Source organism: Variovorax nivicola, assembly GCF_051216475.1.
Taxonomy (GTDB): domain Bacteria; phylum Pseudomonadota; class Gammaproteobacteria; order Burkholderiales; family Burkholderiaceae_C; genus Variovorax.
The window spans coordinates 162,756-184,418 of record NZ_JBPJZK010000011.1 but is presented as its reverse complement, the minus strand read 5'-3'; the positions used below and the strand labels follow the sequence as shown (position 1 = coordinate 184,418).

The following is a 21,663-nucleotide window of genomic DNA, read 5'->3' as shown; positions in this document are numbered from 1 at the left end:
CACCGTTCACTGCGATGGCCGCGCATGGCGCGTGGCGTTCGCTCTGCTTCAGAACGTCACCGACATCACGCCCTAAACCATCCAGCCGTCAACAACGGCCTCGAGCGGACTATTACGGTTCGACAACGCAAACAGCGTGATCACATGCGCCGTGTTCTTGACCAGTCCCTTGAACCTCACCTTCGCCAGGCCGAACTGCCGCTTGATCACCCGGAACGAATGCTCCACCTTTGCCCGGATGCTCGCCTTCTGATGCTCCAGCTTGCGCGCCCTGGCCTTGGCGCGGCCCTCTTGCATCTTCGCCATGTCGCTGGGTCGGCCCGCAATGTGCCATTGCACATCCCGCTTCACTCGGCTCTGCGCTCCCCGATAGCCCGAGTCTGCCCATACCGCGTCCTCTTTGCCGTGAAGCAGGTCGCTCACCTGTTCCACGTCGGCCTCGTTGGCCCCGGTGGTCGTCACCGTGTGAACCAGCCCCGAGTCTGCATCCACACCGATGTGTGCCTTCATCCCGAAGTGCCACTGGTTGCCCTTCTTCGTCTGGTGCATCTCAGGGTCTCGCTCGCCGCTCTCGTTCTTGGTGGAACTGGGCGCCGCGATGATGGTGGCGTCCACGATGGAGCCTCTCTTCAGAAGCAGCCCCTTCTTGGCCAAGTGGACGTTGACCTGCTTGAAGATGTCCTCGGCAAGATCGTTGGCCTCCAGCAGGTGGCGGAAGTTCAGGATGGTCGTCTCGTCGGGGACCGCCTCCAGACCGAGTCCGGCGAACGTGCGCAGCGAGGCGATCTCATACAGGGCCTCTTCCATCGCCGGGTCGCTCAGCGCGAACCAGTTCTGCATCAAGTGCACGCGAAGCATCGCTTCGAGTGGATACGGCCGCCGTCCGCGCCCTGCCACCGCGTAGTGTGGTTCTATGACTTTGAGCAGTGCTTTCCAAGGCACTACCAGTTCCATCTCGGCAAGGAAGACTTCCCGACGTGTCTTCTTCCTCTTGCCTGCATGCTCGGCATCCGAAAAACTGATCTGGCTCATCGTTGGCGCTCCTTCAGCATGCGTGATCAACGTTCAGAGCGGCCATCCGTGGACTTGATCAGATGTTCCCTAACGTCGACAGGCTGTTCCCTCTGTCGCGTTCAATGGGCTTGGAGGGGCAGATGAATGGGCTTCTGAACAAACAACTAAGCGCGCTTCAAGCCGGTGTGCGAACTGAGGCTGCGGCTAGGACATCGAGGCTTGGCGACCATCACGAATGTGCGCTGAAATAGCCATCGTGAGAGCGGCTTGTAGTTGCTCCTGACGGGTAGCGTCAGCTAGCCGGTGATGGAGCGCTGCAGGTTGGCGCGTGCGCGCGCTTCGAGCTGCGCGTGCATTTGCGGCGTGGCGTATATGGCCTGGCGGTCGAGAAAACGCTGAAGGATCACGCGGCGGCGCGGCAATCGAATTTCATCCGGCACGAAGGCGTATTCGGCATGCACCTGGCGCTCGTATTCGTCGAAGCGCGTGCGTTCGGCGCCGAGGATCGATAGGTCGATGTCGATCAGCAGCTCGGCATCGCGGCCTTCGGGCACTGCGTCGTGGCGCGTGGCCATCACGAGCGCGTGAACCCGCTCGGCTGCCACTGCATCCGCACCAGCTTCCAGCAGGGCCTGGCGCGCCCAGTCGGCGCTGCGAGCTTCGTTGTCGTGGGCGTGCACGTCGTAGATCGCGTCGTGGAACCACAGCGCAAGCGCCACTTCGCCGGGGCGCTCGGCCGATGTCTTCTCGCGCTCGAACCACGCGAGGCATTCGCCCAGGTGCTGCATCGTGTGGTAGTGGCGCTGTGGCTCGTTGTAACGGCGTTGCAGCTCGGCGCACAGCGCATCGCCGGGCGACCTGACGCCCAGGGCACGCCAAGCCTCGTTCCAGTTCGCGTGCAGTGCCTCGGGGGTCATGGTGCCTATTGCTCCATCGCCGCCTTGACCTCTTCCCCGAGGTCGAGCACGGACATGGCGTAGTAGCTGCTCCAGTTGTAGCGCGTGATCACGTAGAAGTTGCGCGTGCCGGCCACGTAGGTCGGTGGGGCGTCGGCGCCGTTCTGCAGCTCGATCAATGCGAGCAGGCCTTTGTGCTTGATGCCTTCGCCCTCGGGCACCGCACCGGCGGCCACGAAGCTGTCGGCGCTGAAGGTCGGCAGGATGTCGGGCGCCAGCAGCAGCGCCTTCTGCAGCCGCGCTTCCTCGAAATGCACGGGGTAGATGGCCGGCATGCCGGGCGTCCAGCCGAAGGACTTGAAGTAGTTGGCGACCGAGCCGATCACGTCGGCCGGGTTGTTGACGAGGTCGATGCGGCTGTCGCCGTCGAAGTCGACCGCGTACTTGGCCATGCTGCTGGGCATGAACTGCGGCATGCCCATTGCGCCCGCATAGCTGCCCACAGGCGTGAGCGGATCGTCGGCAGTGCGGCTTTCGGTACTCAGGAAGCTTTCGAGTTCGCCGCGAAAGAAGGCCTGGCGCTCGGCCGCGCGCGGATGGCCGTCGGGAAAGTCGAAGGAGAGCGTGGCCAGCGCGTCGATCACGCGAAAGTTGCCCATGTTGCGGCCGTAGATGGTTTCCACGCCGATGATGCCGACGATGATCTCCGGCGGCACGCCGTACACCTGCTCGGCACGGGCTAGCGTGTCGGCGTTGGCGCGCCAGAAGCGCACGCCGGCCGCGATGCGCACCGGGTCGATGAAGCGGCTGCGGTACGTTTGCCAGTTCTTCACGGTGCCGACCGGGCCCGGCAGCATCAGCCGTGGCACGTTGGGCAGGAAGCGTGCACTGCCAATGGTGGCGCGCACCCAGTCGCGGTCGAGGCCCCGGCGCTCGGCCACGTCGTCGGCGAATTTCATTGCATCGTCGCGCGTGGCGTAGGGCGTGCTGCCGCGCACCGGGCTGGCCGTTGGGCTGCGGCCGTTGGAGGACTTCTGGGCTATTGCCCCCGTGGACCAGGCGCAGCATGCAGCGAGAAGAGCGGCTGCCGCAGCGGCGCGCGAAGGCGTGGGGAGAAAAAATCGCATCGGCCGATTGTGCCGTCCGCCCGCGCCGCGCCTCTTCAGGGACACATGTGGTTTCAGCCGCGTGCGTTGGCGCTGGGCCAGGCGAGGTGGCGGAACTCCGAGCGCAGGGTGGAGAGCGAGTCCGGCGTGGCCGGCGCGTAACGCTGCGCTTCGAGCTTCAGCAGCCAGTCGCGCACGGCCTGCGCGGCGGGGCCGAAGCGCGCGTCGGCGGCCTGCGCCATCTGGCGGGGCGGGGCGGTGTCGGGCAGCTGCAGGCCGGCCTTGGCGAGCCGCGCGCGCGCCTGGCCCAGCAGGCGCAGCCATGGGTCGTGCCGGCTGCGCTCCCACAGCGTCCATGCGGCGCCAGCCAGGCTGGCACCGACCAGCAGGTAGAGCAGCACGTAGGCCAGGTCTTCAAGGCTCGGCGCTTCGAAGCCGATATTCTTCAGCAGGTTGAGCTGGCGGCTCTGCGTGTAGTTGAGCACCCACTGGTTCCAGCCGTTGTTCACGGCCTCCCATGCGGCGCGGATGTTCTGCGCGAGCGTGGGGCTCATCGAGCCGATTGCACCTGCGAACAGGCCCGGTTGCGGCACGAGCCGTTGTGTCTGGCCGATGCGCCCCGGGGCGACGGAGCCTGTCGGGTCCACGCGCGTCCAGCCGGTGCCTTCCTGCCAGATCTCGGCCCAGGCGTGGGCATCACTCTGGCGAATGATCCAGTAGTTGTCGACGCCGTTGAGTTCGCCGCCCTGATAGCCCGTCACGATGCGTGCCGGAATGCCGAGGTTGCGCATCAGCACCACGAAGGCCGAGGCAATGTGCTCGCAGAAGCCTTCTTTGCGATCGAACCAGAACTCGTCGGCGGTGTCGTCGCCGTAGACGCCCGGCTCCAGCGTGTAGGTGTAGCCGCCGGTGCGCAGGCGCCGCAAGGCGGCCTGCACGAAAGCCTGCGTGTCGGCGTTGGCCAGTGCGGGGTCTGCGCGCATCTCGGCGGCGAGGGCGGCGGTGCGCGGGTTGGTGCCGGGCGGCAGAGCCAGGTAGGCCTGGAGCTGGCCGCCCGTGCGCTTCACCGGGCCGCTCTGGAACTGCGTGTAGCTCTCGGCGCGGTAGCGCACCAGATCGGTGACGGGGCGGTTCGCGAACCATTGCAGGTCGGGCGTGCCGGTGACTTCGAAGCCGGCCGCCTCGGGAGGGCGCTGCGAGGCGTCGAGGGTCAGCAGCCAGGGGCGGTTGTTGGCTTCGAGCGTGACTTCATAACGCACGGGCTCGCCACTCACGCGCAGGTTGGCCGACCATTGCGCGCCACGCGCCCATGACGGGAGCGCGGTCCATTCCCGGCCGTCGAACTGCGCCAGCACCGGCCCGCGGAAGTACAGCTGGCTTTGCGGCGGCGCCCGGTTGCCATCGAACTTGACGCGCGCGGCAATCCTGTCGTCGAGCGCCAGTTCGGCGATGGTGCCCACGCGCATGCTGTTCGACAGGCCGCTGCGGCCCGCCATGGCATCGCTGGGCGTGCCCCACAGCGGTGCGAAGCGCGGGAACAGCAGGAACAGCGCGAGCATGATCGGTGCGCCCGCCAGCGCCATCCAGCCGGCTGTGCGCGCGGCCTGCATCAGCGGTGGCCGGCCCACGGGCATGTGCGCGTTGACCAGCGCCGTCAGCAGGCCCAGCAGCGCCAGCAGCATCGTGAAGGCAGTCAGCAGCGACTGCGAATAGAAGAAGTTCGTGAGCATCGTGAAGAAGCCCAGGAAGAAGACGACGAAGGCGTCTCGCCGCGCGCGCAGCTCCAGCGTCTTGAGCGCAAGCAGGCTGACGATCAGCGTGACGCCCGCATCCCGGCCCAGCAGCGTGTGGTGGGTGGCGTAGGTGGCGCCGATCGTCAGCATCAGCAGCGCAAGGCGCCACCACTTGCTGGGAAGGGGGCGCGCCTGCACGGCCAGCGAGGCGCGCCAGAGCAGCACCATTGCCGTGATGGCCGTGCACCACCAGGGCAGGTTCTCGACCTGCGGCAAGAGGATCAGGCCGATGACGCAGAGAAGGAAAAGGGTGTCCCTCGCGTCGCGGGGAAGCGAGGCGAGTTCGCGTGCAACTCTGTTCATTCGACGGTCTCGTTCAGCACAGGGCCAATGCCTCCAGGCAGGCGCGCTTGTGCGCCTCGCCCTGAGAGGGCTTCACGACCCGGCCCGCCACCCGCACGCCATAGTCCACGCCCAGCCGGTCTGCCATCAGCACCCAGGCGCACAGGCGCGAGATGCGGGCCTCGGTGTCCGCGAGGCCGGTGGCCTGCGCATCGAGCCAGAGTTCTTCGCGTTGCGTCTGCTGCGTGTCGCGGCTGACGAGGTCTTCCGACCCGGCTGCCTGCGCCCGCGCGGCCTTCTTCCAGACCACGAGCTTCAGCGGATCGCCGCGCCGGTAAGCGCGCACGCCGTCGTATTCGCCGGCGTTGTGCGCCCGCAGCGCGGCGGACACGGCTGCCGGCCCCGACAGGGGCTCGCCCGGCGGGAGCGGCGGCGGATGCGCTTCGGGCGTCGGGTAGACCAGCATCTGCGCGGCGGGCCGCCAGACCGTCCACACGCGGAAGGTGCCGAGAGGGAAGCGCGTTTCCGCCGTCAGCGGCGGCACCGGATGCAGCCCGCGCCGCTCGGGCTTGAACGCGATCTCGACGGTCGACGTGCCCTCGGCCGGCACATCGGTCCAGGCCCATTGCCCGCTGCCGCGAACGGCCATGCCGATGCCGTAGCGCACGCTGCGGCGGGTGTTGTGCAGCACCACGCGGAAGACGGCGGCGGCGCCCGCATAGTGCGCGTCGGGCGCCACCATGTGCATCGCCAGTCCGCGCAGCGTGCCGTGGCACACGTGCATGCCCACGGCCACACTGCCGGCGAGCAAAAAGGTCAGCAGGTAGCCCAGGTTGAGCTGGTAGTTGATCGAGGCGATCAGCAGCACCAACAGCGTCGCGGCCAGCGTCCACCCGGCCCGCGTGGGCACGATGTAGACATTGCGCTGCGTGAGTTCCAGCGTGTCCGACGGCGGACGGCGCGACAGGAACCAGCCGTCGATGCGCGAGCGGAGGGCGCCTGCAGGGCTCACGGCAGCGGCACTGCGGCGATCATGGCGCGCACCTGCTCGACGGCGCCGCGGCCTGCGTCGCCAACCGGCGTGAGGCGGTGCGCGATCGTCTGCGGCAGCACGGCCTGCACGTCGTCGGGCGCGACGTAGTTGCGGTTGGCCAGCAGCGCCTGCGCCTTGGCCGCACGCAGCACCGCGATGCCGGCGCGTGGCGACAGGCCTTGCAAAAACCAGCGGCCCGAGCGCGTGGCCGCGATCAGGTCCTGCACGTAGTTGAGCAGCGCTTCGGCCGCATGCACCTGCTGCACGCGCTGCTGCAGGGCGGTCAGCTCGCCGGCGGTCAGCATCGCGGGCAGGGAGGCCAGCATCTCGCGGCGGTCGACGCCCGAGAGCAGTTGGCGCTCGGCGGCGCGGTCGGGGTAGCCGAGCGAGATGCGCATCAGGAAACGGTCGAGCTGCGACTCGGGCAGGGCGAAGGTGCCGAGCTGGTCCTGCGGGTTCTGCGTGGCGATCACGAAGAAGGGCGTGGGCAGGGGACGGGTCTCGCCTTCGACGGTGACCTGCTTTTCTTCCATTGCCTCGAGTAGCGCGCTCTGGGTCTTGGGGCTGGCGCGGTTGATTTCGTCGGCCAGCAGCACCTGCGCGAAGATCGGCCCGGGGTGGAAAACGAAGGCCTGCTGGCCTCGGTCGTAGATCGCCACGCCCGACAGGTCGCCCGGCATCAGGTCGGCGGTGAACTGCACCCGGGAGAACTGCAGTCCGAAGGTGTGCGACAGCGCGTGGGCGAGGGTGGTCTTGCCGACCCCGGGCACGTCCTCGATCAGCAGGTGCCCGCCTGCCAGCAGACAGGCAACGCAGTCGCGCACTTGGGCCTCTTTGCCCACGATCACCGTGTTAAGCTGAGTTAACAAAGTGGCTAGCTTTGCAGCAACGTCCATATTTGTATCCATATGCAAACGATACCGTAAGACCTGCCGGCCCCATGCCGCGTGAGGTCTAGACGTGGCGACAGAGACACATGGGCAAGACAGGCTACTTCACACATCGCGACTTCTGGAAGCACGACATGGGCGGGGGGCATCCCGAGTGCCCCGGTCGGTTGGATGCCATTGAAGACCGCCTGCTGCTCACCGGCGTGGGCGACGCACTGGAGCACTGCGAGGTGCCGCTGGCCACCCTGGAGCAGCTCACCCGGGCGCATAGCACGGAGCACGTCGAGTACCTCGAGGAACTGCATCAGCGCCTGGTGGCTGACGAGCCCGCCGGCGGCCCCGACCATGCGCAGGTCGACCCCGACACGATGCTCACCCGCTTCACCCTGCTGGCCGCGCGCCGCGCCGCCGGCGCCGCGATTGCCGCGACCGACGCGGTGATTGCCGGCGACCTTGAAAACGCCTTCTGCTCGGTGCGCCCGCCCGGCCACCATGCCTGCCGGGAGCAGGCGATGGGCTTCTGCTTCTTCAACAACATCGCCATTGCCGCGCGGCACGCCATCGACGTGCACGGCCTGGAGCGCGTGGCCATCGTCGACTTCGACGTGCACCACGGCAACGGCACTGAGAACATCCTCTCGAACGACCCGAACGTGCTGATGGTCGGCTTTTTCCAGCATCCGTTCTACCCGTACAGCGGCACGGTGCACCCGGCGTCGAACATGCTGAACCTGCCGATCCCGGCCTATACCCGGGGCATGGACGTGCGCGAGCTGATCGAGGCGATCTGGATGCCACGGCTCGAAGAATTCAAGCCGCAGATGGTCTTCATCAGCGCCGGCTTCGACGCCCACCGCGAGGACGACCTGGGTCAGCTTGGCCTTACCGAGAACGACTTCGCCTGGATCACGGGCCGCATACAGGATGTTGCCAGGCGCCATGCGAAGGGCCGTATCGTCTCGATGCTCGAAGGCGGCTACAACCTCGATGCGCTGGCGCGCAGCGTGGAAGCCCACATCCGCGTTCTCGCGGACCTGTAACGCAGCCGGCGCGAATGGCGCCCACGCTTCCGTTTCCTTTCAATAGATGAATTTCAACGATTTCACCCAACGCCTCGCCCAGGTCGATGCGCGCGGCATCGGCGTCGAACTGGTTGCGCTGGTGGCCTGCGTGGCGCTGGCCTGGGCCGTCAGCAAATGGTTCGGCCGCGACCAGCCCAAGGACTCGATCTGGTTCGGCGAAAGCACCTTCGACGGGCTGCTGTTCCCGCTGCTGGCGCTGGTGCTCACCGATCTTGCCCGGCGCGTGGTGATCGATTTTCAGACCGTGCTGGTGCTGCGCATCGCGGTGCCGGTGTTCCTGTCGCTGGCGGTCATCCGGCTTTTCGCGCGGGTGCTGCGGGCGGTGTTTCCAGCGTCCAACGTCGTGCGATTGATCGAGCGCACGATTTCCTGGCTGGCCTGGATCGCGGCGGTGCTCTGGATCGTCGGGCTGCTGCCACCGGTGCTGGCCGAACTCGACCAGATCACACTGGCCTTCGGCAAGACGCGCGTGAGCCTGCAGACGATCTTCCAGGGCGTGCTGTCGGCGGGCCTGGTGCTGGTGATCTCGCTGTGGATCTCGAGCACCATCGAAAAACGCATCCTGCGCGAAGCCGTCACCGACCTGTCGATGCGCAAGGTGGCATCGAACGCGGTGCGCGCCTTCCTGCTGCTGGTCGGCCTGCTGTTCGCGCTGTCGGCGGTGGGGGTCGACCTCACGGCGCTATCCGTGCTCGGCGGCGCGCTCGGCGTGGGCCTTGGTTTCGGGCTGCAGAAGCTGGCGGCCAATTACGTGAGCGGTTTCGTGATCCTGCTCGAACGCTCGATCCGCATCGGCGACAACGTGAAGGTCGACACCTTCGAGGGCCGCATCACCGACATCAAGACCCGCTACACGCTCATCCGCGCGGGCAACGGGCGCGAGGCCATCGTGCCGAACGAATCGCTGATCACCAGCCGGGTGGAAAACCTGTCGCTGGCCGACCGCAAGTTCAACATCGCGACCACCATCGTGGTTGGCTACGAGAGCAACGTGGCGCAGGTGCAGACCATCCTGTGCGATGCAGCCAAGGCCCAGCCGCGCGTGATGACCGACCCGGAGCCCGTGGCCTTCCTCATGAACTTCGCGCCCGACGGCCTGGAGTTCACGCTGAATTTCTGGGTGGCCGACCCCGACAAGGGCAAGGACAACCTGCGCTCGGCCATCAACATCGCCATCCTCGACGGGCTGCGCGGCGCGGGCATCGACATTCCCTATCCGCAGCGCGTACTGCGCGTGGAGTCTTTACCGGATGGACTCGCCCAGGCGCCCAACGCTGTTTTATAATCACGGAAAAGCACGATCGTTCTTTTTTTGGCACCTGTGCCGATGAGAAGAATGGAGAGGCCACAAAGGTCGCGTCCTAAAATGACCGGTTGCCCTCGAAGCCCCCTTTTTGCAATCCAATGGAGTCAAGTCAATGAAGGTTCTTGTACCTGTCAAACGGGTCGTCGACTACAACGTGAAAGTGCGCGTGAAGAGCGACGGCACCGGAGTGGACATTGCCAACGTCAAGATGAGCATGAACCCCTTCGACGAGATCGCCGTTGAAGAAGCCGTTCGCCTGAAGGAAAAGGGCGTTGTGACCGAAGTCATCGCCGTCTCCTGCGGCGATGCCAAGTGCCAGGAAACCCTGCGCACCGCCATGGCCATCGGCGCCGATCGCGGCATCCTCGTAGAAACCACCGAAGAACTGCAGCCCCTGGCCGTCGCCAAGCTGCTCAAGGCGCTGGTCGACAAGGAGCAGCCGTCGCTCATCATCCTGGGCAAGCAAGCCATCGACGACGACGCCAACCAGACCGGCCAGATGCTGGCTGCGCTGGCCGATCTTCCCCAAGCCACCTTCGCCTCCAAGGTCGAAGTCGCTGGCGACAAAGCCACCGTCACCCGCGAAGTCGACGGCGGCCTGGAAACCATCTCCCTGAGCCTGCCGGCCGTCATCACGACCGACCTGCGCCTGAACGAGCCGCGCTACGTCACGCTGCCCAACATCATGAAGGCCAAGAAGAAGCAGCTGGACATCTTCAAGCCCGAAGACCTGGGCGTGGACGTCAAGCCCCGCCTGAAGACCCTGAAGGTCAGCGAGCCGCCCAAGCGCGGCGCGGGCATCAAGGTGCCCGACGTTGCAACGCTGGTGGACAAACTGAAGAACGAAGCGAAGGTGATCTGAACATGACCGCACTTGTTATTGCCGAACACGACCACGCGACCGTCAAGCCCGCGACCCTGAACACCGTGACCGCAGCCATCGCCTGCGGTGGTGATGTCCACATCCTCGTGGCCGGTGCCAATGCCGCCGAAGCCGGCAAGGCCGCCGCCCAGATCGTGGGCGTTGCCAAGGTCATCGTGGCCGACAGCCCCAGCCTCGCTGAAAACCTGGCCGAGAACGTCGCCGCCCAGGTGCTGGCGATTGCATCCAACTACAGCCACATCCTGTTCCCCTCGACCGCCAACGGCAAGAACGTGGCCCCGCGCGTGGCCGCCAAGCTCGATGTGGCCCAGATCAGCGACATCACCAAGGTCGACAGCCCCGACACCTTCGAGCGCCCGATCTATGCCGGCAACGCCATTGCCACCGTGCAGAGCGCGGACCCGATCAAGGTGATCACGGTGCGCACGACCGGCTTCGATGCCGCAGCCGCCACCGGTGGCAGCGCAGCGGTTGAAACGGCCGAAGGCGTCGCAGACAGCGGCAAGAGCAGCTTCGTGGGCCGTGAAGTCACGAAGAGCGAACGCCCCGAACTGACGGCCGCCAAGATCATCGTCTCGGGCGGCCGTGCCCTGGGCAGCGCCGAGAAGTTCACCGAAGTGATGGCCCCGCTGGCCGACAAGCTCAACGCGGGCCTGGGCGCCAGCCGCGCAGCCGTCGACGCGGGCTACGCTCCGAACGACTGGCAAGTGGGCCAGACGGGCAAGATCGTCGCACCGCAGCTGTACATTGCAGCAGGCATTTCGGGCGCGATCCAGCATCTGGCCGGCATGAAGGACTCCAAGGTGATCGTGGCGATCAACAAGGACGAAGAAGCCCCGATCTTCTCGGTGGCCGACTACGGCCTCGTGGCCGACCTGTTCACGGCCGTGCCGGAACTCGTGAAGGCGCTCTGATCGCATTGCTGCACTGAGCCAGAGGGCATCGTTCGCGATGCCCTTTTCGTATCCGCTGTATCTGGAGACAAGACATGAGCTACACCGCCCCCATCAAGGACATGCTGTTCGACATCGAGCACCTGGCCAACATCGGCGAGATCGCGAAGCTGCCGGGCTTCGAAGACGCCGGCCTCGAAACCGCGCAAGCCGTGCTCGAGGAATGCGCGCGTTTCAACCAGGACGTGGTCGCGCCGTTGAACGTGGCGGGCGACCGCAACCCCTCGTCGTTCAAGGACGGCGCGGTCACCACTACGCCGGGCTTCAAGGAAGCCTTCGCGCAGTACGTGTCGGGCGGCTGGCAGGGTCTGCAGCATCCGGCGGACTTCGGCGGCCAGGGCCTGCCCAAGACCATCGGTGCGGCCTGCGGCGAGATGCTCAACTCGGCCAACATGAGCTTCGCGCTGTGTCCGCTGCTGAGCGACGGTGCCATCGAGGCGCTGCTCACGGCTGGCTCCGACGAGCTCAAGGCGGTGTACCTCGAAAAGCTCGTGAGCGGCCAGTGGACAGGCACGATGAATCTCACCGAGCCGCAGGCCGGCAGCGACCTCGCCATGGTGCGCAGCCGCGCCGAGCCGCAGCCCGACGGCACCTACAAGGTGTTCGGCACCAAGATCTTCATCACCTACGGTGAGCACGACATGGCCGAGAACATCGTGCACCTCGTGCTGGCCCGCGTGACCGGCGCGCCTGAGGGCGTGAAGGGCATCAGCCTGTTCGTGGTGCCGAAGTTCATGGTCGGCAAGGACGGCTCGCTCGGCGAACGCAACGACGTGCACTGCGTGAGCATCGAGCACAAGATGGGCATCAAGGCATCGCCCACGGCCGTGCTGCAGTACGGCGACCACGGCGGCGCCGTGGGCTATATCGTCGGCCAGGAGAACCGTGGCCTCGAGTACATGTTCATCATGATGAACTCGGCCCGCTATGCGGTGGGCATGCAGGGCATCGCGATTGCCGAGCGGGCTTATCAGCACGCCGTGGCCTATGCAAAAGACCGCGTGCAGAGCCGCCCGGTCGATGGCTCCATCAACGCCAGTGCGCCCATCATTCATCACCCCGATGTCAAGCGCATGCTGATGACGATGCGGGCCTACACCGAAGGCTGCCGCGCGATGGCCAGCGTGGCCGCGGCTGCCTACGATGCCGCGCACCACCATCCCGACGCGGATGCGCGCAAGCAGAACCAGGCCTTTTACGAATTCATGGTGCCGCTGGTCAAGGGCTACAGCACCGAGATGAGCCTCGAAGTGGCCTCGCTCGGCGTGCAGGTGCACGGCGGCATGGGCTTCATCGAGGAGACCGGCGCGGCGCAGTACTACCGCGACGCCAAGATCCTGACGATCTACGAAGGCACCACCGCCATCCAGGCCAACGACCTCGTGGGTCGCAAGACCGCACGCGACGGCGGCCAGACCGCGAAGGCGATTGCCGCGCAGATCGAGAAGACCGAAGCCGAGCTCGCCAAGAGCGACAGCCCCGCCGCGGCAGCCGTGCTCAAGCGCCTGAAGGCCGCGCGCCTGGCGTTCATCGACGTGGTCGATTTCGTTGCAGGCCAGACCAAGGCATCGCCCAATGCAGTGTTCGCGGGCAGCGTGCCTTATCTGATGCTCGCGGGCAACCTCGTGGCCGGCTGGCAGCTCGCGCGTTCGCTGATCATTGCGCAGGACCTCGCCTCGCGCAGCTTCGACACCGACTTCATGCTGGCCAAGATCGCCACCGCGCGCTTCTACGCCGAGCACATCCTCAACAAGGTGCCGGGCATCCGCGACAGCATCGTCGAAGGTGCCGAGAGCGTCACGGCGATGGCGCTCGACGCCTTCTGACGCACCGCCGCTGTCGCCCATCTGACGGGCGATGGCGGCTTCTCTCTCTTATAAAACCGAACCCATCTCCGGAGACGACATGTCCAAGCTGCCCCCCGTACTCGCGAACCTGCCGCTGCCGATCATCGGCTCGCCGCTGTTCATCATCAGCAACCCCAAGCTCGTGATTGCGCAATGCAAGGCAGGCGTGGTCGGCTCGATGCCGGCGCTCAACGCGCGCCCCGCGGCGCAGCTCGAAGAGTGGCTGATCGAGATCACCGAAGAGCTCGCGGCCTACAACAAGGCCAACCCCGACAAGCCCGCCGCGCCCTTCGCCATCAACCAGATCGTGCACAAGAGCAATGACCGGCTCGAGCACGACATGGAAATGGTCGTGAAGTACAAGGTGCCGATCGTCATTACCTCGCTGGGCGCGCGCACCGACGTGAACGATGCGGTGCACAGCTATGGCGGCGTAACGCTGCACGACATCATCAACAACAAGTTCGCGCAGAAGGCCATCGAGAAGGGCGCGGACGGCATCATCGCCGTGGCGGCCGGTGCCGGCGGCCACGCGGGCGTGAAGAGCCCGTTTGCGCTGGTGCAAGAGATTCGCCAGTGGTTCGACGGCCCCATCGCGCTGTCGGGCTCCATCGCCACCGGCGGTGCGGTGCTTGCCGCGCAGGCCATGGGCGCCGACTTTGCCTACATCGGCACGGCCTTCATCGCGACCGAGGAAGCGCGCGCGAGCGACGATTACAAGCAGGCCATCGTCGACGGCAGCTCGGACGACATCGTCTATTCGAGCCTCTTCACCGGCGTGCACGGCAACTACCTCGCGCCCAGCATCGTCAAGGCCGGCATGGACCCGGCCAACTTGCCCGAGGGCGACGTGAAGACCATGAACTTCGGCGGCGGCGAAGGCAGCAAGGCCAAGGCCTGGAAGGACATCTGGGGCTCGGGCCAGGGCATTGGCGCCGTGACCGAAGTGGCCAGCGCCGCGGCCTTCATCGAAAAGCTCAAGCGCGAATACCAGGAAGCAAGGCAACGGCTCGCGCTTTGACCGCCATTGCGAACGGCGCGGCGCCTGCTGACGGCGCGCCGTCGTCATCGCTGGGACGCATGCCGCTGCTCGATGCGGCGAAGGGCATCGCCTGTGCGGTGATCGTCGGACACCATCTCTCTCGCTACGGCCCGATGCCGGCTGGCGCGTACGCGCTCGCGCCTGACCTTTTCTCGTGGCTGGCCAACGAAGGCCGGCTGGCGGTGCAGGTGTTTCTCGTCATCGCCGGCTTTCTTGCAGCCGCCAGCCTTGCGCCCGACGGCATGCTGCGCGTGGAGCGGCCGGTGACACGCATCCTGCAGCGCTATGGGCGGCTGGTCATGCCGTACCTTGCCGCGCTCACTGTGTGCGTGCTGGTCGCGGCGGTGGTGCGGCCGTGGCTCGATGAAGAGGTGGTGCCTGCATCGCCGACCTTCGGGCAACTGGTCGCGCACGGGCTTCTGCTGCAGGACTTGCTGGGCTACGAGTCGCTGTCGACGGGCGTCTGGTACGTGGCCATCGACTTCCAGCTGTTTGCGCTGGCGCTGGCGCTGGTGGGTCTGCCCACGATGCTGCAGCGCTCGAGCGGCTCGCCGCCGATGAGTGGGCAGGCGCGCTGGATGCCCGTGGCGCTGGTGCTCGGGCTGGCCGTGGCTTCGCTGGCGCTCTTCAATCGCAATGCCGGGCTGGACGACACGGCCTTCTATTTCTTCGGCACCTACGGCCTGGGCATGCTGGTGTTCTGGATCGGGCGCGCCACGCGGCCTAGCACCTGGCAGAGCGCGATTGCGTTGCTGGCGCTGGTAGGGGCGGGCACGTTGGCCATCGACTGGCGCAGCCGTATCGCTACCGCGCTGGTCACGGCGCTGCTGATCGCCATCGCGCAGCGGCGCAACTGGCTGTCGCCGAAGCACTGGCCTGCTGTGGCCCTGCCTTTGCTGCGGTTGGGGCGCATGTCGTATTCGCTGTTCCTGATTCACTTTCCGGTGCTGCTCGCCATGAATGCGGCGGTTGCGAATTCCGGGCCGCATGGTGCGTGGTTCGACGCGGCCGGCCTCGTGGCGACCTTCGGCCTGTCGGTTGCCGCGGCGGCGCTGCTGTACCGCTGGGTGGAAGCGCGCCCGGCCTCGTGGCGCGCGGTGTTCACGCTTTTTGCTGCGCTGCTGGTCACCGGGCTAGTCGTTTCTCATTAAGGGCAGGGGCGCCCGCGCAGGCGCACTGGCCGAATCTTCCTGAACCCGGTTGCGCTCGAGCGCCGGAGCGTGCAGTCTGCGGGCTCGTCAGTCGCTCGCATCTTCGGTATGATTGTGGAGATTTCAGTAATTACTGAAAATACACGAAACCAAGGAATGACCAAGCACTCGCCATCCCGATCGCCGTTGCGGGCTTTCGCGTCGCCTGACGTCGGCGGGGTGGTGCAGGGTGCCGCGGCGCTGTTCTGGCTGCCGCAGGCGGCGCTGCTGGCGATGGCGGTGCAGGGGCTGGCTTCGGGTCGCGGTTTCGCGGCCGTGATCTGGCCTGCTGGCGCGATCTTGCTGCTCGGCCTGCTGCGGGCGGCTTGCGAGGCATGGGGTGCTCGCCGGACCTTCACCCGTGCGCGCGCACAGCTCACGGCACTGCGCGAGCAGACGGCCGCGGCACTGGCTGGTGGTTCGCCGCTGGACCGCAGCCGCGCGCCTTCCGGCCTCGCCGCTAGCGTGCTCGCCGAGCAGGCCGAGGCACTGGTGCCGTACCTCGTGCGCTACCAGCCTGCGCGTTGGCGCGCGACGGTGGTGCCGATCTTCATCCTGTGCGCGGTGGCCGCTTATTCCTGGGTGGCCGCGCTGGTGCTGCTGTGCGCGGCACCGCTCATCCCGGTCTTCATGGCCATCGTCGGCTGGCGCGCCAAGGCCGCAAGCGAAGCGCAGATGGTGGAGATGGGCGGCATGAACGCCTTCCTACTCGACCGGCTTCGCGGGCTGGCCACACTGCGTGCGCTCGATGCGGTGGAGATCACGGCGCAGCGGCTGGGCGATGCAGCGCAATCCCTGCGCCGGCGGACGATGGCGGTGCTGCGCATCGCGTTTCTCTCTTCAGCCGTGCTGGAGCTTTTCTCGGCTTTGGGCGTGGCGATGGTGGCCGCGTACGTCGGCTTCCACCTGCTGGGCACGCTGGGCTTCGGCGCCTGGGGGCGGCAACTGAGCCTGGGCGAGGGGCTGTTCGTGCTGCTGCTGGCACCGGCGTTCTTCGAGCCGCTGCGAGAGCTGTCGATGGTCTGGCATGACCGGGCTGCAGGCGAAGCGGCACTGGAGGCGCTCGATCGCTTGCAACGCAATGACCTGCCGCTGCCCGGTGCGAACGCCTCGCTGACGCGCGCCTCGACTGGCGCTCTCGGCAGCGCGCCGGCTATCGCCATTCACAACCTGCATTTCTCCTGGCCCGGCGAGCAGCAAGAGGTCTTCGAAGGCTACGAACTTCGCATCGCGGCTGGCGAGCACATCGCGCTGACGGGCCCCAGCGGCTCCGGCAAGACCGCTTTGCTGTCCTTGCTCGCGGGCTTGGTGCCCGCGAAGCGCGGCGAGATCTCGATCGGCGGAGTGGCACTCACCGATCACACGGTGACGGCACTGCGCCAGCGCATGGCGTGGATGGGCCAGGCGCCGCATGTCTTCGCCGGCTCGGTCCAGGCCAACGTGGCACTGGGGCGCGTGGGCGTAGACACCCCACAGGTCGCCGAGGCCATGCGCTTCGCATCGCTCGAAGCCGTGACGCAGGCGCATCCCGGTGTAGCGCTAGGCGAGGGCGGCCATGGCCTGTCTGGCGGAGAGGCCGTGCGCCTCGCGCTCGCACGCATCGCGGTGCATCCGCACGCCGACCTGCTGCTGGTGGACGAACCGACAGCGCACCTCGACACCGAAACGGCCGAGCGCGTCGCCGACGCCCTGGTAGCACTGGCGCGCGGCAAGACCCTCGTCGTCGCCACGCACGACCCGGTGCTGGCAGCACGCATGGACCGCGAGGTGAACCTCGGCGCAGAAGCGATGGAGAAGGCCGCATGAAGGCGCAACCTCCCCACGCCACCAATTGGCGCAACCTGCGCCTGGTCCTGCGCCCCTTCCTCGCAGCTCAGCCACGTCCCCTTCTGCTCGGCTGCCTGCTCGCCGCAGTCACCGTGCTTACAGGAATGGCGTTACTCGGCCTCTCCGGCTGGTTCATCACCGCGACCGCATTGGCCGGCCTGCATGCGGCCACCGCCTTCACCTTCGACGTGTTCATGCCGTCCGCCGGCATCCGCCTGCTCGCGCTCGGCCGTACGGCATCGCGCTACGGCGAGCGGCTCGTGACCCACGACGCGACCTTCGCCGTGCTCGCCGCGCTGCGCGTCCGCCTGTTCCGCGGCTGGGCAAAGGCCGAGGCGGCGCGCGAGCTGCTGATGCGCCCGGCCCGCCTGCTGTTCCGTTTGACTGCGGACATCGATGCGCTGGAATCGCTTTACCTCCGCCTGTTCGTGCCAGCCGCCGCAGCGTTGGGCGCGGCATTGCTGGCCGGCGTGGTGCTCGGCTTCATGCATACCGCCATGGGCTTCGCGTTGATGCTCTGGCTCGTGCTCGTCGGCTGGGGCATCGCATTCCTCGTCGCAAGGCGCGCTCGCCGGCCAGCCGTACAGCGGGCGCATGCCGTCGAGGCGCTGCGCGCACGCGCGGTCGATCTTGTTGCGGGCCAGACCGATCTGGTGATGTCTGGCCGCATCGACGCGCAGCGCGAGGCCTTGATGAACGCCGACATGCACCTCGCCAAGGCCGACCTGGCACTGAACAAGCTCGAAGCAGCAGCCGGCTTCGCCTATGGCAGCGCGGGCACCCTGACCCTCGTCGGCGTGCTGCTTGCCGTCGGCCTGCTGGTGGGCGAGGGTGTCATCGGCGCGCCGGCGGCGGCACTGGCTCTGCTGGTGGCGCTCACTGCCACCGAGCCCTTCGCCGCCTTGCGCCGCGGTGCGCTCGATGCGGGCCGCACGTGGCTGGCGGTGCGGCGTCTTGCACCGCGCATGACTTGCGCAGCCGACGAGCCCGCCACGACGGCGAACGAGTCCGATGCGACGCTCGCATTGCAACTGAAGCGCGTCACCGTGGTCCACGCTGGCAGCCACACACCAGTGCTGAGCGACGTGACATTGACCCTGAACGCAGGCGAGCGCGTCGCATTGATCGGCGCCAGCGGCGCAGGCAAGTCGACGCTGCTCGCCGCCATCGCAGGCGAAATCACGCCGCAGTCCGGCAGCAAGAGCTCACAGCCTGCCTGCCTGCTGACACAACGCACCGAACTCTTCCAGGACAGCCTGCGCGACAACCTCCGCCTCGCCGCGCCCAACGCCACCGACGACCAACTGCACGCCGTGCTGCATGCCGCAGGCCTCGAAGACGAAGTGCGCGCATTGGCCACAGGCCTCGACACCCGACTCGGCGAAGGCGGCCTGGGCCTCTCCGGCGGCCAGTCGCGCCGCCTCGCACTGGCCCGCCTGCTGCTGCGCCCCGTGCCCCTCTGGCTCCTCGACGAACCCACCGAAGCGCTCGACGCCGCCACCGCACACGACGTGCTGCAACGCCTCGCCCAACACGCTGGCTCGCGCACCTTGCTGATCGCCACCCACCTGCGCCGCGAAGCCGCGCTTGCCGACCGCCTCGTGTGCATGCGCCACGGCCGCATCGTCGCCGACCTGCGGCGCGGCAGCGAAGCCTTCGACGCCGCGCTGCGCAGCCTGCGCCCCGACTGAACTCGCAAAAGAAAAAACAGGGAACACAAAGGAAGAACCCCCATGGACCTCGACATCGTTGCGCTATCGCGCCTGCAGTTCGCCGTCACGGCGCTGTATCACTTCCTGTTCGTGCCACTGACGCTCGGGCTTTCGATCATCCTCGCCATCATGGAGACGGTCTACGTGATGACCGGCCGCGTGATCTGGCGCGACATGACGAAATTCTGGGGCGTGCTGTTCGGCATCAACTTTGCGATGGGCGTGGCCACCGGCATCGTGATGGAGTTCCAGTTCGGCATGAACTGGAGCTACTACAGCCATTACGTCGGCGACATCTTCGGCGCGCCGCTGGCCATCGAGGGGCTGATGGCCTTTTTCATGGAGGCCACCTTCGTCGGGCTGTTCTTCTTCGGCTGGGACAAGCTCTCGAAGGTGGGCCACCTGATCTCGACATGGGCTGTGGCCATCGGCTCCAACTTCTCGGCGCTGTGGATTCTCATCGCCAACGGCTGGATGCAGAACCCCGTGGGCGCGGCCTTCAACCCGCAGACCATGCGCATGGAAGTGACCGACTTCGCCGCAGTGCTGACCAACCCGGTGGCGCAGGCCAAGTTCGTGCACACCGTGTCGGCAGGGTACGTGTGCGCTGCAGTGTTCGTGCTCGGTGTGTCGGCCTGGTACGTGCTCAAGGGCCGTCATCTCGAACTCGCCAAGCGCTCGATGACGGTTGCGGCCTCGTTCGGCCTGGCGGCCGCGCTGTCGGTGGCTGTGCTCGGCGACGAAAGCGGCTATCTCTCCGGCGAACACCAGAAGATGAAGCTCGCCGCCATCGAAGCCATGTGGGAAACGCAGCCCGCGCCCGCCGCCTTCACCGTCATCGGCTTCCCCGACCAGGAGGCGCGCGAGACGCACTACGCCATCCATATCCCCGGGGTGATGGGCCTGATCGGCACGCGCTCGCTCAACACCGTGATGCCCGGCATCGACGAGCTGGTGAAGCGCGCGGAGGCCCGTATCCGCGAAGGCCTCAAGGCCTACGACGCGCTGCAGAAGATCCGCGAGGCCGGAGGCCCCGACAAGGTGACGCAGGGCGTGCGCGGTGACTTCGAGGACAACGGCATCAACATGGGCTACGCGCTGCTGCTCAAGCGCTACGTGGACGATCCGCGCAAGGCGACCGACGAGCAGATCGCCAAGGCCGCGTGGGACACCGTGCCGCAGGTGGCGCCGCTCTTCTGGCTGTTCCGCGTGATGGTGGGCATCGGCATGCTGCTGATCTTGTTAACTGGCACCTTCTTCGTGCTCTCGGCGCGCCGCAAGCTCGACAGCTACCGCTGGCTGCTGAAGCTCGCCGTGTTCGCGATCCCGCTGCCGTGGATCGCCATCGAGTCGGGCTGGCTGGTGGCGGAGTTCGGCCGCCAGCCGTGGGTGATCGAAGGCGTGCTGCCGACCGCGGTGGCCGTGTCGAACCTCGGCGTGAAGACGCTGCTGCTCACGCTCGCGGGCTTCATCGCGATCTACACCACGCTGCTCATCATCGAGATGAAGCTGATGCTCAAGGCCATCCGCAAGGGGCCCGAAGCGGAGCACGCGCCCGACGAGGGCGACACGCTCTCGCACATTCCGCCGGCCCACGCAGGCGCGGCCATTCCTTCTCCTTCTACCGGGAGCGCAGCATGATCCTCCACACACTCCTCGACTACGACACCCTGCGCATCATCTGGTGGCTGCTGATCGGCGTGCTGCTGGTGGGCTTCGCCGTGACCGACGGCTTCGACCTGGGCAGCGGCATGCTGCTGCCCTTTGCCGCGCGCAACGACATCGAGCGCCGCGTCGTCATCAACAGCGTGGGCCCGGTGTGGGAAGGCAACCAGGTGTGGTTGATCCTTGGCGGCGGTGCGATCTTCGCGGCGTGGCCGCAGCTGTACGCCGTGTCTTTCTCGGGCTTCTACCTGGCGATGTTCGTGATTCTCACGGCGCTGATCCTGCGGCCCGTGGCCTTCAAGTTCCGCAGCAAGAGAGAGTCGCCGCAGTGGCGTGCGCGCTGGGACTGGGTGCTGTTCTTCAGCGGCTTCGTGCCCGCGCTGATCTGCGGCGTGGCCGTGGGCAACGTGCTGCAGGGCGTGCCGTTCCGCTTCAACGCCGACATGCACATCTTCTACGACGGCGACTTCTTCGGCCTGCTGAATCCGTTCGCCATCCTGTGCGGGCTGGTGTCGGTGGCAATGCTCGTGATGCACGGCGCTTCGTGGCTGCTGCTGAAGACGGCCGGGCCGGTGACCGAGCGCGCGCGCATCTACGGCATGGTCGCCGCCGTACTCACCATCGCGCTGTATGCACTGGCCGGTGTGCTGCTGGCGACGAGCATCGGCGGCTATCGCATCAGCAGCGTGGTCGATACGGTGGGGCCGTCGAACCCGATGCTGAAGACGGTCGAGCTGCACGCCGGCGCATGGACCGCCAACTACGCGGCGCACTCGTGGACGCTCGCCGCACCGGCGGCCGGCTTCGTCGGCGCGCTGGGTGCATTGCTCGGGCTCACGCTGCGCCGCCCCGTGCTGGCGCTGCTCACGGCGGCGCTCGGCATCGCCGGCATCATCCTGAGCGTGGGAGCGTCGATGTTCCCGTTCATCCTGCCGTCGTCGATCGATCCACGCGCCAGCCTCACGGTGTGGGACTCGTCGTCGAGCCACCTCACGCTGTTCATCATGCTGGTGGTCACGGCCTTCTTCATTCCGCTGATCGTGGCCTACACCAGCTGGATCTATCACGTGCTGTGGGGCAAGGTCGACGAACAGGCCATCCGCGACGAGAGCGGCCACGCCTACTGAACAAGCAGAGGAGAG

Annotated in this window: 17 protein-coding genes; 11 read left to right on the top strand and 6 right to left on the bottom strand. The window is 66.8% G+C overall.

The genetic code is table 11. From position 1 onward, the window contains the following. Nucleotides 1–72: 72 nt before the first annotated feature. From ACSFBF_RS31485 to ACSFBF_RS31460, 6 genes are all read right to left on the bottom strand, one after another. A complete protein-coding gene (locus tag ACSFBF_RS31485; protein WP_435473925.1) occupies nt 73–1,032 on the bottom strand; it encodes an IS5 family transposase in 960 nt (319 codons plus the stop codon). A 278-nt stretch (nt 1,033–1,310) separates the two neighbouring features. Continuing rightward, nucleotides 1,311–1,931 carry an HD domain-containing protein gene (locus ACSFBF_RS31480; RefSeq protein WP_435473923.1) on the bottom strand — a complete coding sequence of 207 codons (621 nt, stop codon included), beginning with the start codon at nt 1,929–1,931 and terminating at the stop codon, nt 1,311–1,313. A 5-nt stretch (nt 1,932–1,936) separates the two neighbouring features. Further along, nucleotides 1,937–3,037 carry a lytic murein transglycosylase B gene (gene mltB, locus ACSFBF_RS31475; protein ID WP_435473921.1) on the bottom strand — a complete coding sequence of 367 codons (1,101 nt, stop codon included), beginning with the start codon at nt 3,035–3,037 and terminating at the stop codon, nt 1,937–1,939. A gap of 53 nt (nt 3,038–3,090) precedes the next feature. Beyond that, on the bottom strand, nt 3,091–5,112 hold the full coding sequence (locus ACSFBF_RS31470) for a transglutaminase TgpA family protein (protein WP_435473919.1): 2,022 nt from the start codon (nt 5,110–5,112) through the stop codon (nt 3,091–3,093). A gap of 13 nt (nt 5,113–5,125) precedes the next feature. Beyond that, the gene (locus tag ACSFBF_RS31465) at nt 5,126–6,103 is read right to left on the bottom strand and encodes a DUF58 domain-containing protein (RefSeq protein WP_435473917.1); all 978 of its coding nucleotides are present in this window, start codon (nt 6,101–6,103) and stop codon (nt 5,126–5,128) included. After that, nucleotides 6,100–7,020, bottom strand: a complete 921-nt coding sequence (locus ACSFBF_RS31460) for an AAA family ATPase (RefSeq protein WP_435473915.1) — start codon at nt 7,018–7,020, stop codon at nt 6,100–6,102. The genes ACSFBF_RS31465 and ACSFBF_RS31460 overlap by 4 nt, the downstream gene beginning before the upstream one ends. Nucleotides 7,021–7,100: 80 nt before the next feature. Between ACSFBF_RS31460 and ACSFBF_RS31455 the strand changes: the two genes are divergently transcribed. The 11 genes from ACSFBF_RS31455 to cydB all read left to right on the top strand — a co-directional run bounded on the left by ACSFBF_RS31455 (nt 7,101) and on the right by cydB (nt 21,648). After that, a complete protein-coding gene (locus ACSFBF_RS31455; RefSeq protein ID WP_435473913.1) occupies nt 7,101–8,054 on the top strand; it encodes a histone deacetylase family protein in 954 nt (317 codons plus the stop codon). A 46-nt stretch (nt 8,055–8,100) separates the two neighbouring features. Continuing rightward, the gene (locus ACSFBF_RS31450; protein WP_435473911.1) at nt 8,101–9,381 is read left to right on the top strand and encodes a mechanosensitive ion channel family protein; all 1,281 of its coding nucleotides are present in this window, start codon (nt 8,101–8,103) and stop codon (nt 9,379–9,381) included. A 133-nt stretch (nt 9,382–9,514) separates the two neighbouring features. Next, entirely contained in the window at nt 9,515–10,264 is a 750-nt protein-coding gene (locus ACSFBF_RS31445; RefSeq protein ID WP_435473909.1) for an electron transfer flavoprotein subunit beta/FixA family protein, read from the top strand. 2 nt (nt 10,265–10,266) lie between these two features. Continuing rightward, nucleotides 10,267–11,199 carry an electron transfer flavoprotein subunit alpha/FixB family protein gene (locus ACSFBF_RS31440; RefSeq protein ID WP_435473907.1) on the top strand — a complete coding sequence of 311 codons (933 nt, stop codon included), beginning with the start codon at nt 10,267–10,269 and terminating at the stop codon, nt 11,197–11,199. A gap of 74 nt (nt 11,200–11,273) precedes the next feature. Then, nucleotides 11,274–13,064, top strand: coding sequence for an acyl-CoA dehydrogenase (locus ACSFBF_RS31435; protein WP_435473905.1), 1,791 nt, complete (start codon nt 11,274–11,276; stop codon nt 13,062–13,064). Between the two features lie 79 nt (nt 13,065–13,143). Next, nucleotides 13,144–14,106, top strand: a complete 963-nt coding sequence (locus ACSFBF_RS31430) for an NAD(P)H-dependent flavin oxidoreductase (protein WP_093050722.1) — start codon at nt 13,144–13,146, stop codon at nt 14,104–14,106. A 59-nt stretch (nt 14,107–14,165) separates the two neighbouring features. Then, nucleotides 14,166–15,278 carry an acyltransferase family protein gene (locus ACSFBF_RS31425; protein WP_435473935.1) on the top strand — a complete coding sequence of 371 codons (1,113 nt, stop codon included), beginning with the start codon at nt 14,166–14,168 and terminating at the stop codon, nt 15,276–15,278. Between the two features lie 156 nt (nt 15,279–15,434). Next, nucleotides 15,435–17,123: a thiol reductant ABC exporter subunit CydD gene (gene cydD, locus ACSFBF_RS31420; protein WP_435473902.1), complete on the top strand. Its 1,689-nt coding sequence runs from the start codon at nt 15,435–15,437 to the stop codon at nt 17,121–17,123. Then, entirely contained in the window at nt 17,120–18,835 is a 1,716-nt protein-coding gene (gene cydC / locus ACSFBF_RS31415; RefSeq protein WP_435473900.1) for a thiol reductant ABC exporter subunit CydC, read from the top strand. The genes cydD and cydC overlap by 4 nt, the downstream gene beginning before the upstream one ends. A gap of 42 nt (nt 18,836–18,877) precedes the next feature. Continuing rightward, a complete protein-coding gene (locus ACSFBF_RS31410; protein ID WP_435473899.1) occupies nt 18,878–20,497 on the top strand; it encodes a cytochrome ubiquinol oxidase subunit I in 1,620 nt (539 codons plus the stop codon). Continuing rightward, the gene (cydB, locus tag ACSFBF_RS31405) at nt 20,494–21,648 is read left to right on the top strand and encodes a cytochrome d ubiquinol oxidase subunit II (RefSeq protein ID WP_435473897.1); all 1,155 of its coding nucleotides are present in this window, start codon (nt 20,494–20,496) and stop codon (nt 21,646–21,648) included. Before ACSFBF_RS31410 ends, cydB begins: the two co-directional genes overlap by 4 nt. Nucleotides 21,649–21,663 lie beyond the last annotated feature (15 nt).

What these genes read in the sequence shown, in the direction of transcription:
- ACSFBF_RS31485 (WP_435473925.1), bottom strand. Translation starts at nt 1,032, where the DNA reads ATGAGCCAGATCAGTTTTTCGGATGCCGAGCATGCAGGCAAGAGGAAG.
- ACSFBF_RS31480 (WP_435473923.1), bottom strand. Translation starts at nt 1,931, where the DNA reads ATGACCCCCGAGGCACTGCACGCGAACTGGAACGAGGCTTGGCGTGCC.
- mltB (WP_435473921.1), bottom strand. Translation starts at nt 3,037, where the DNA reads ATGCGATTTTTTCTCCCCACGCCTTCGCGCGCCGCTGCGGCAGCCGCT.
- ACSFBF_RS31470 (WP_435473919.1), bottom strand. Translation starts at nt 5,112, where the DNA reads ATGAACAGAGTTGCACGCGAACTCGCCTCGCTTCCCCGCGACGCGAGG.
- ACSFBF_RS31460 (WP_435473915.1), bottom strand. Translation starts at nt 7,020, where the DNA reads ATGGACGTTGCTGCAAAGCTAGCCACTTTGTTAACTCAGCTTAACACG.
- ACSFBF_RS31455 (WP_435473913.1), top strand. Translation starts at nt 7,101, where the DNA reads ATGGGCAAGACAGGCTACTTCACACATCGCGACTTCTGGAAGCACGAC.
- ACSFBF_RS31450 (WP_435473911.1), top strand. Translation starts at nt 8,101, where the DNA reads ATGAATTTCAACGATTTCACCCAACGCCTCGCCCAGGTCGATGCGCGC.
- ACSFBF_RS31445 (WP_435473909.1), top strand. Translation starts at nt 9,515, where the DNA reads ATGAAGGTTCTTGTACCTGTCAAACGGGTCGTCGACTACAACGTGAAA.
- ACSFBF_RS31440 (WP_435473907.1), top strand. Translation starts at nt 10,267, where the DNA reads ATGACCGCACTTGTTATTGCCGAACACGACCACGCGACCGTCAAGCCC.
- ACSFBF_RS31435 (WP_435473905.1), top strand. Translation starts at nt 11,274, where the DNA reads ATGAGCTACACCGCCCCCATCAAGGACATGCTGTTCGACATCGAGCAC.
- ACSFBF_RS31430 (WP_093050722.1), top strand. Translation starts at nt 13,144, where the DNA reads ATGTCCAAGCTGCCCCCCGTACTCGCGAACCTGCCGCTGCCGATCATC.
- ACSFBF_RS31425 (WP_435473935.1), top strand. Translation starts at nt 14,166, where the DNA reads ATGCCGCTGCTCGATGCGGCGAAGGGCATCGCCTGTGCGGTGATCGTC.
- cydD (WP_435473902.1), top strand. Translation starts at nt 15,435, where the DNA reads ATGACCAAGCACTCGCCATCCCGATCGCCGTTGCGGGCTTTCGCGTCG.
- cydC (WP_435473900.1), top strand. Translation starts at nt 17,120, where the DNA reads ATGAAGGCGCAACCTCCCCACGCCACCAATTGGCGCAACCTGCGCCTG.
- ACSFBF_RS31410 (WP_435473899.1), top strand. Translation starts at nt 18,878, where the DNA reads ATGGACCTCGACATCGTTGCGCTATCGCGCCTGCAGTTCGCCGTCACG.
- cydB (WP_435473897.1), top strand. Translation starts at nt 20,494, where the DNA reads ATGATCCTCCACACACTCCTCGACTACGACACCCTGCGCATCATCTGG.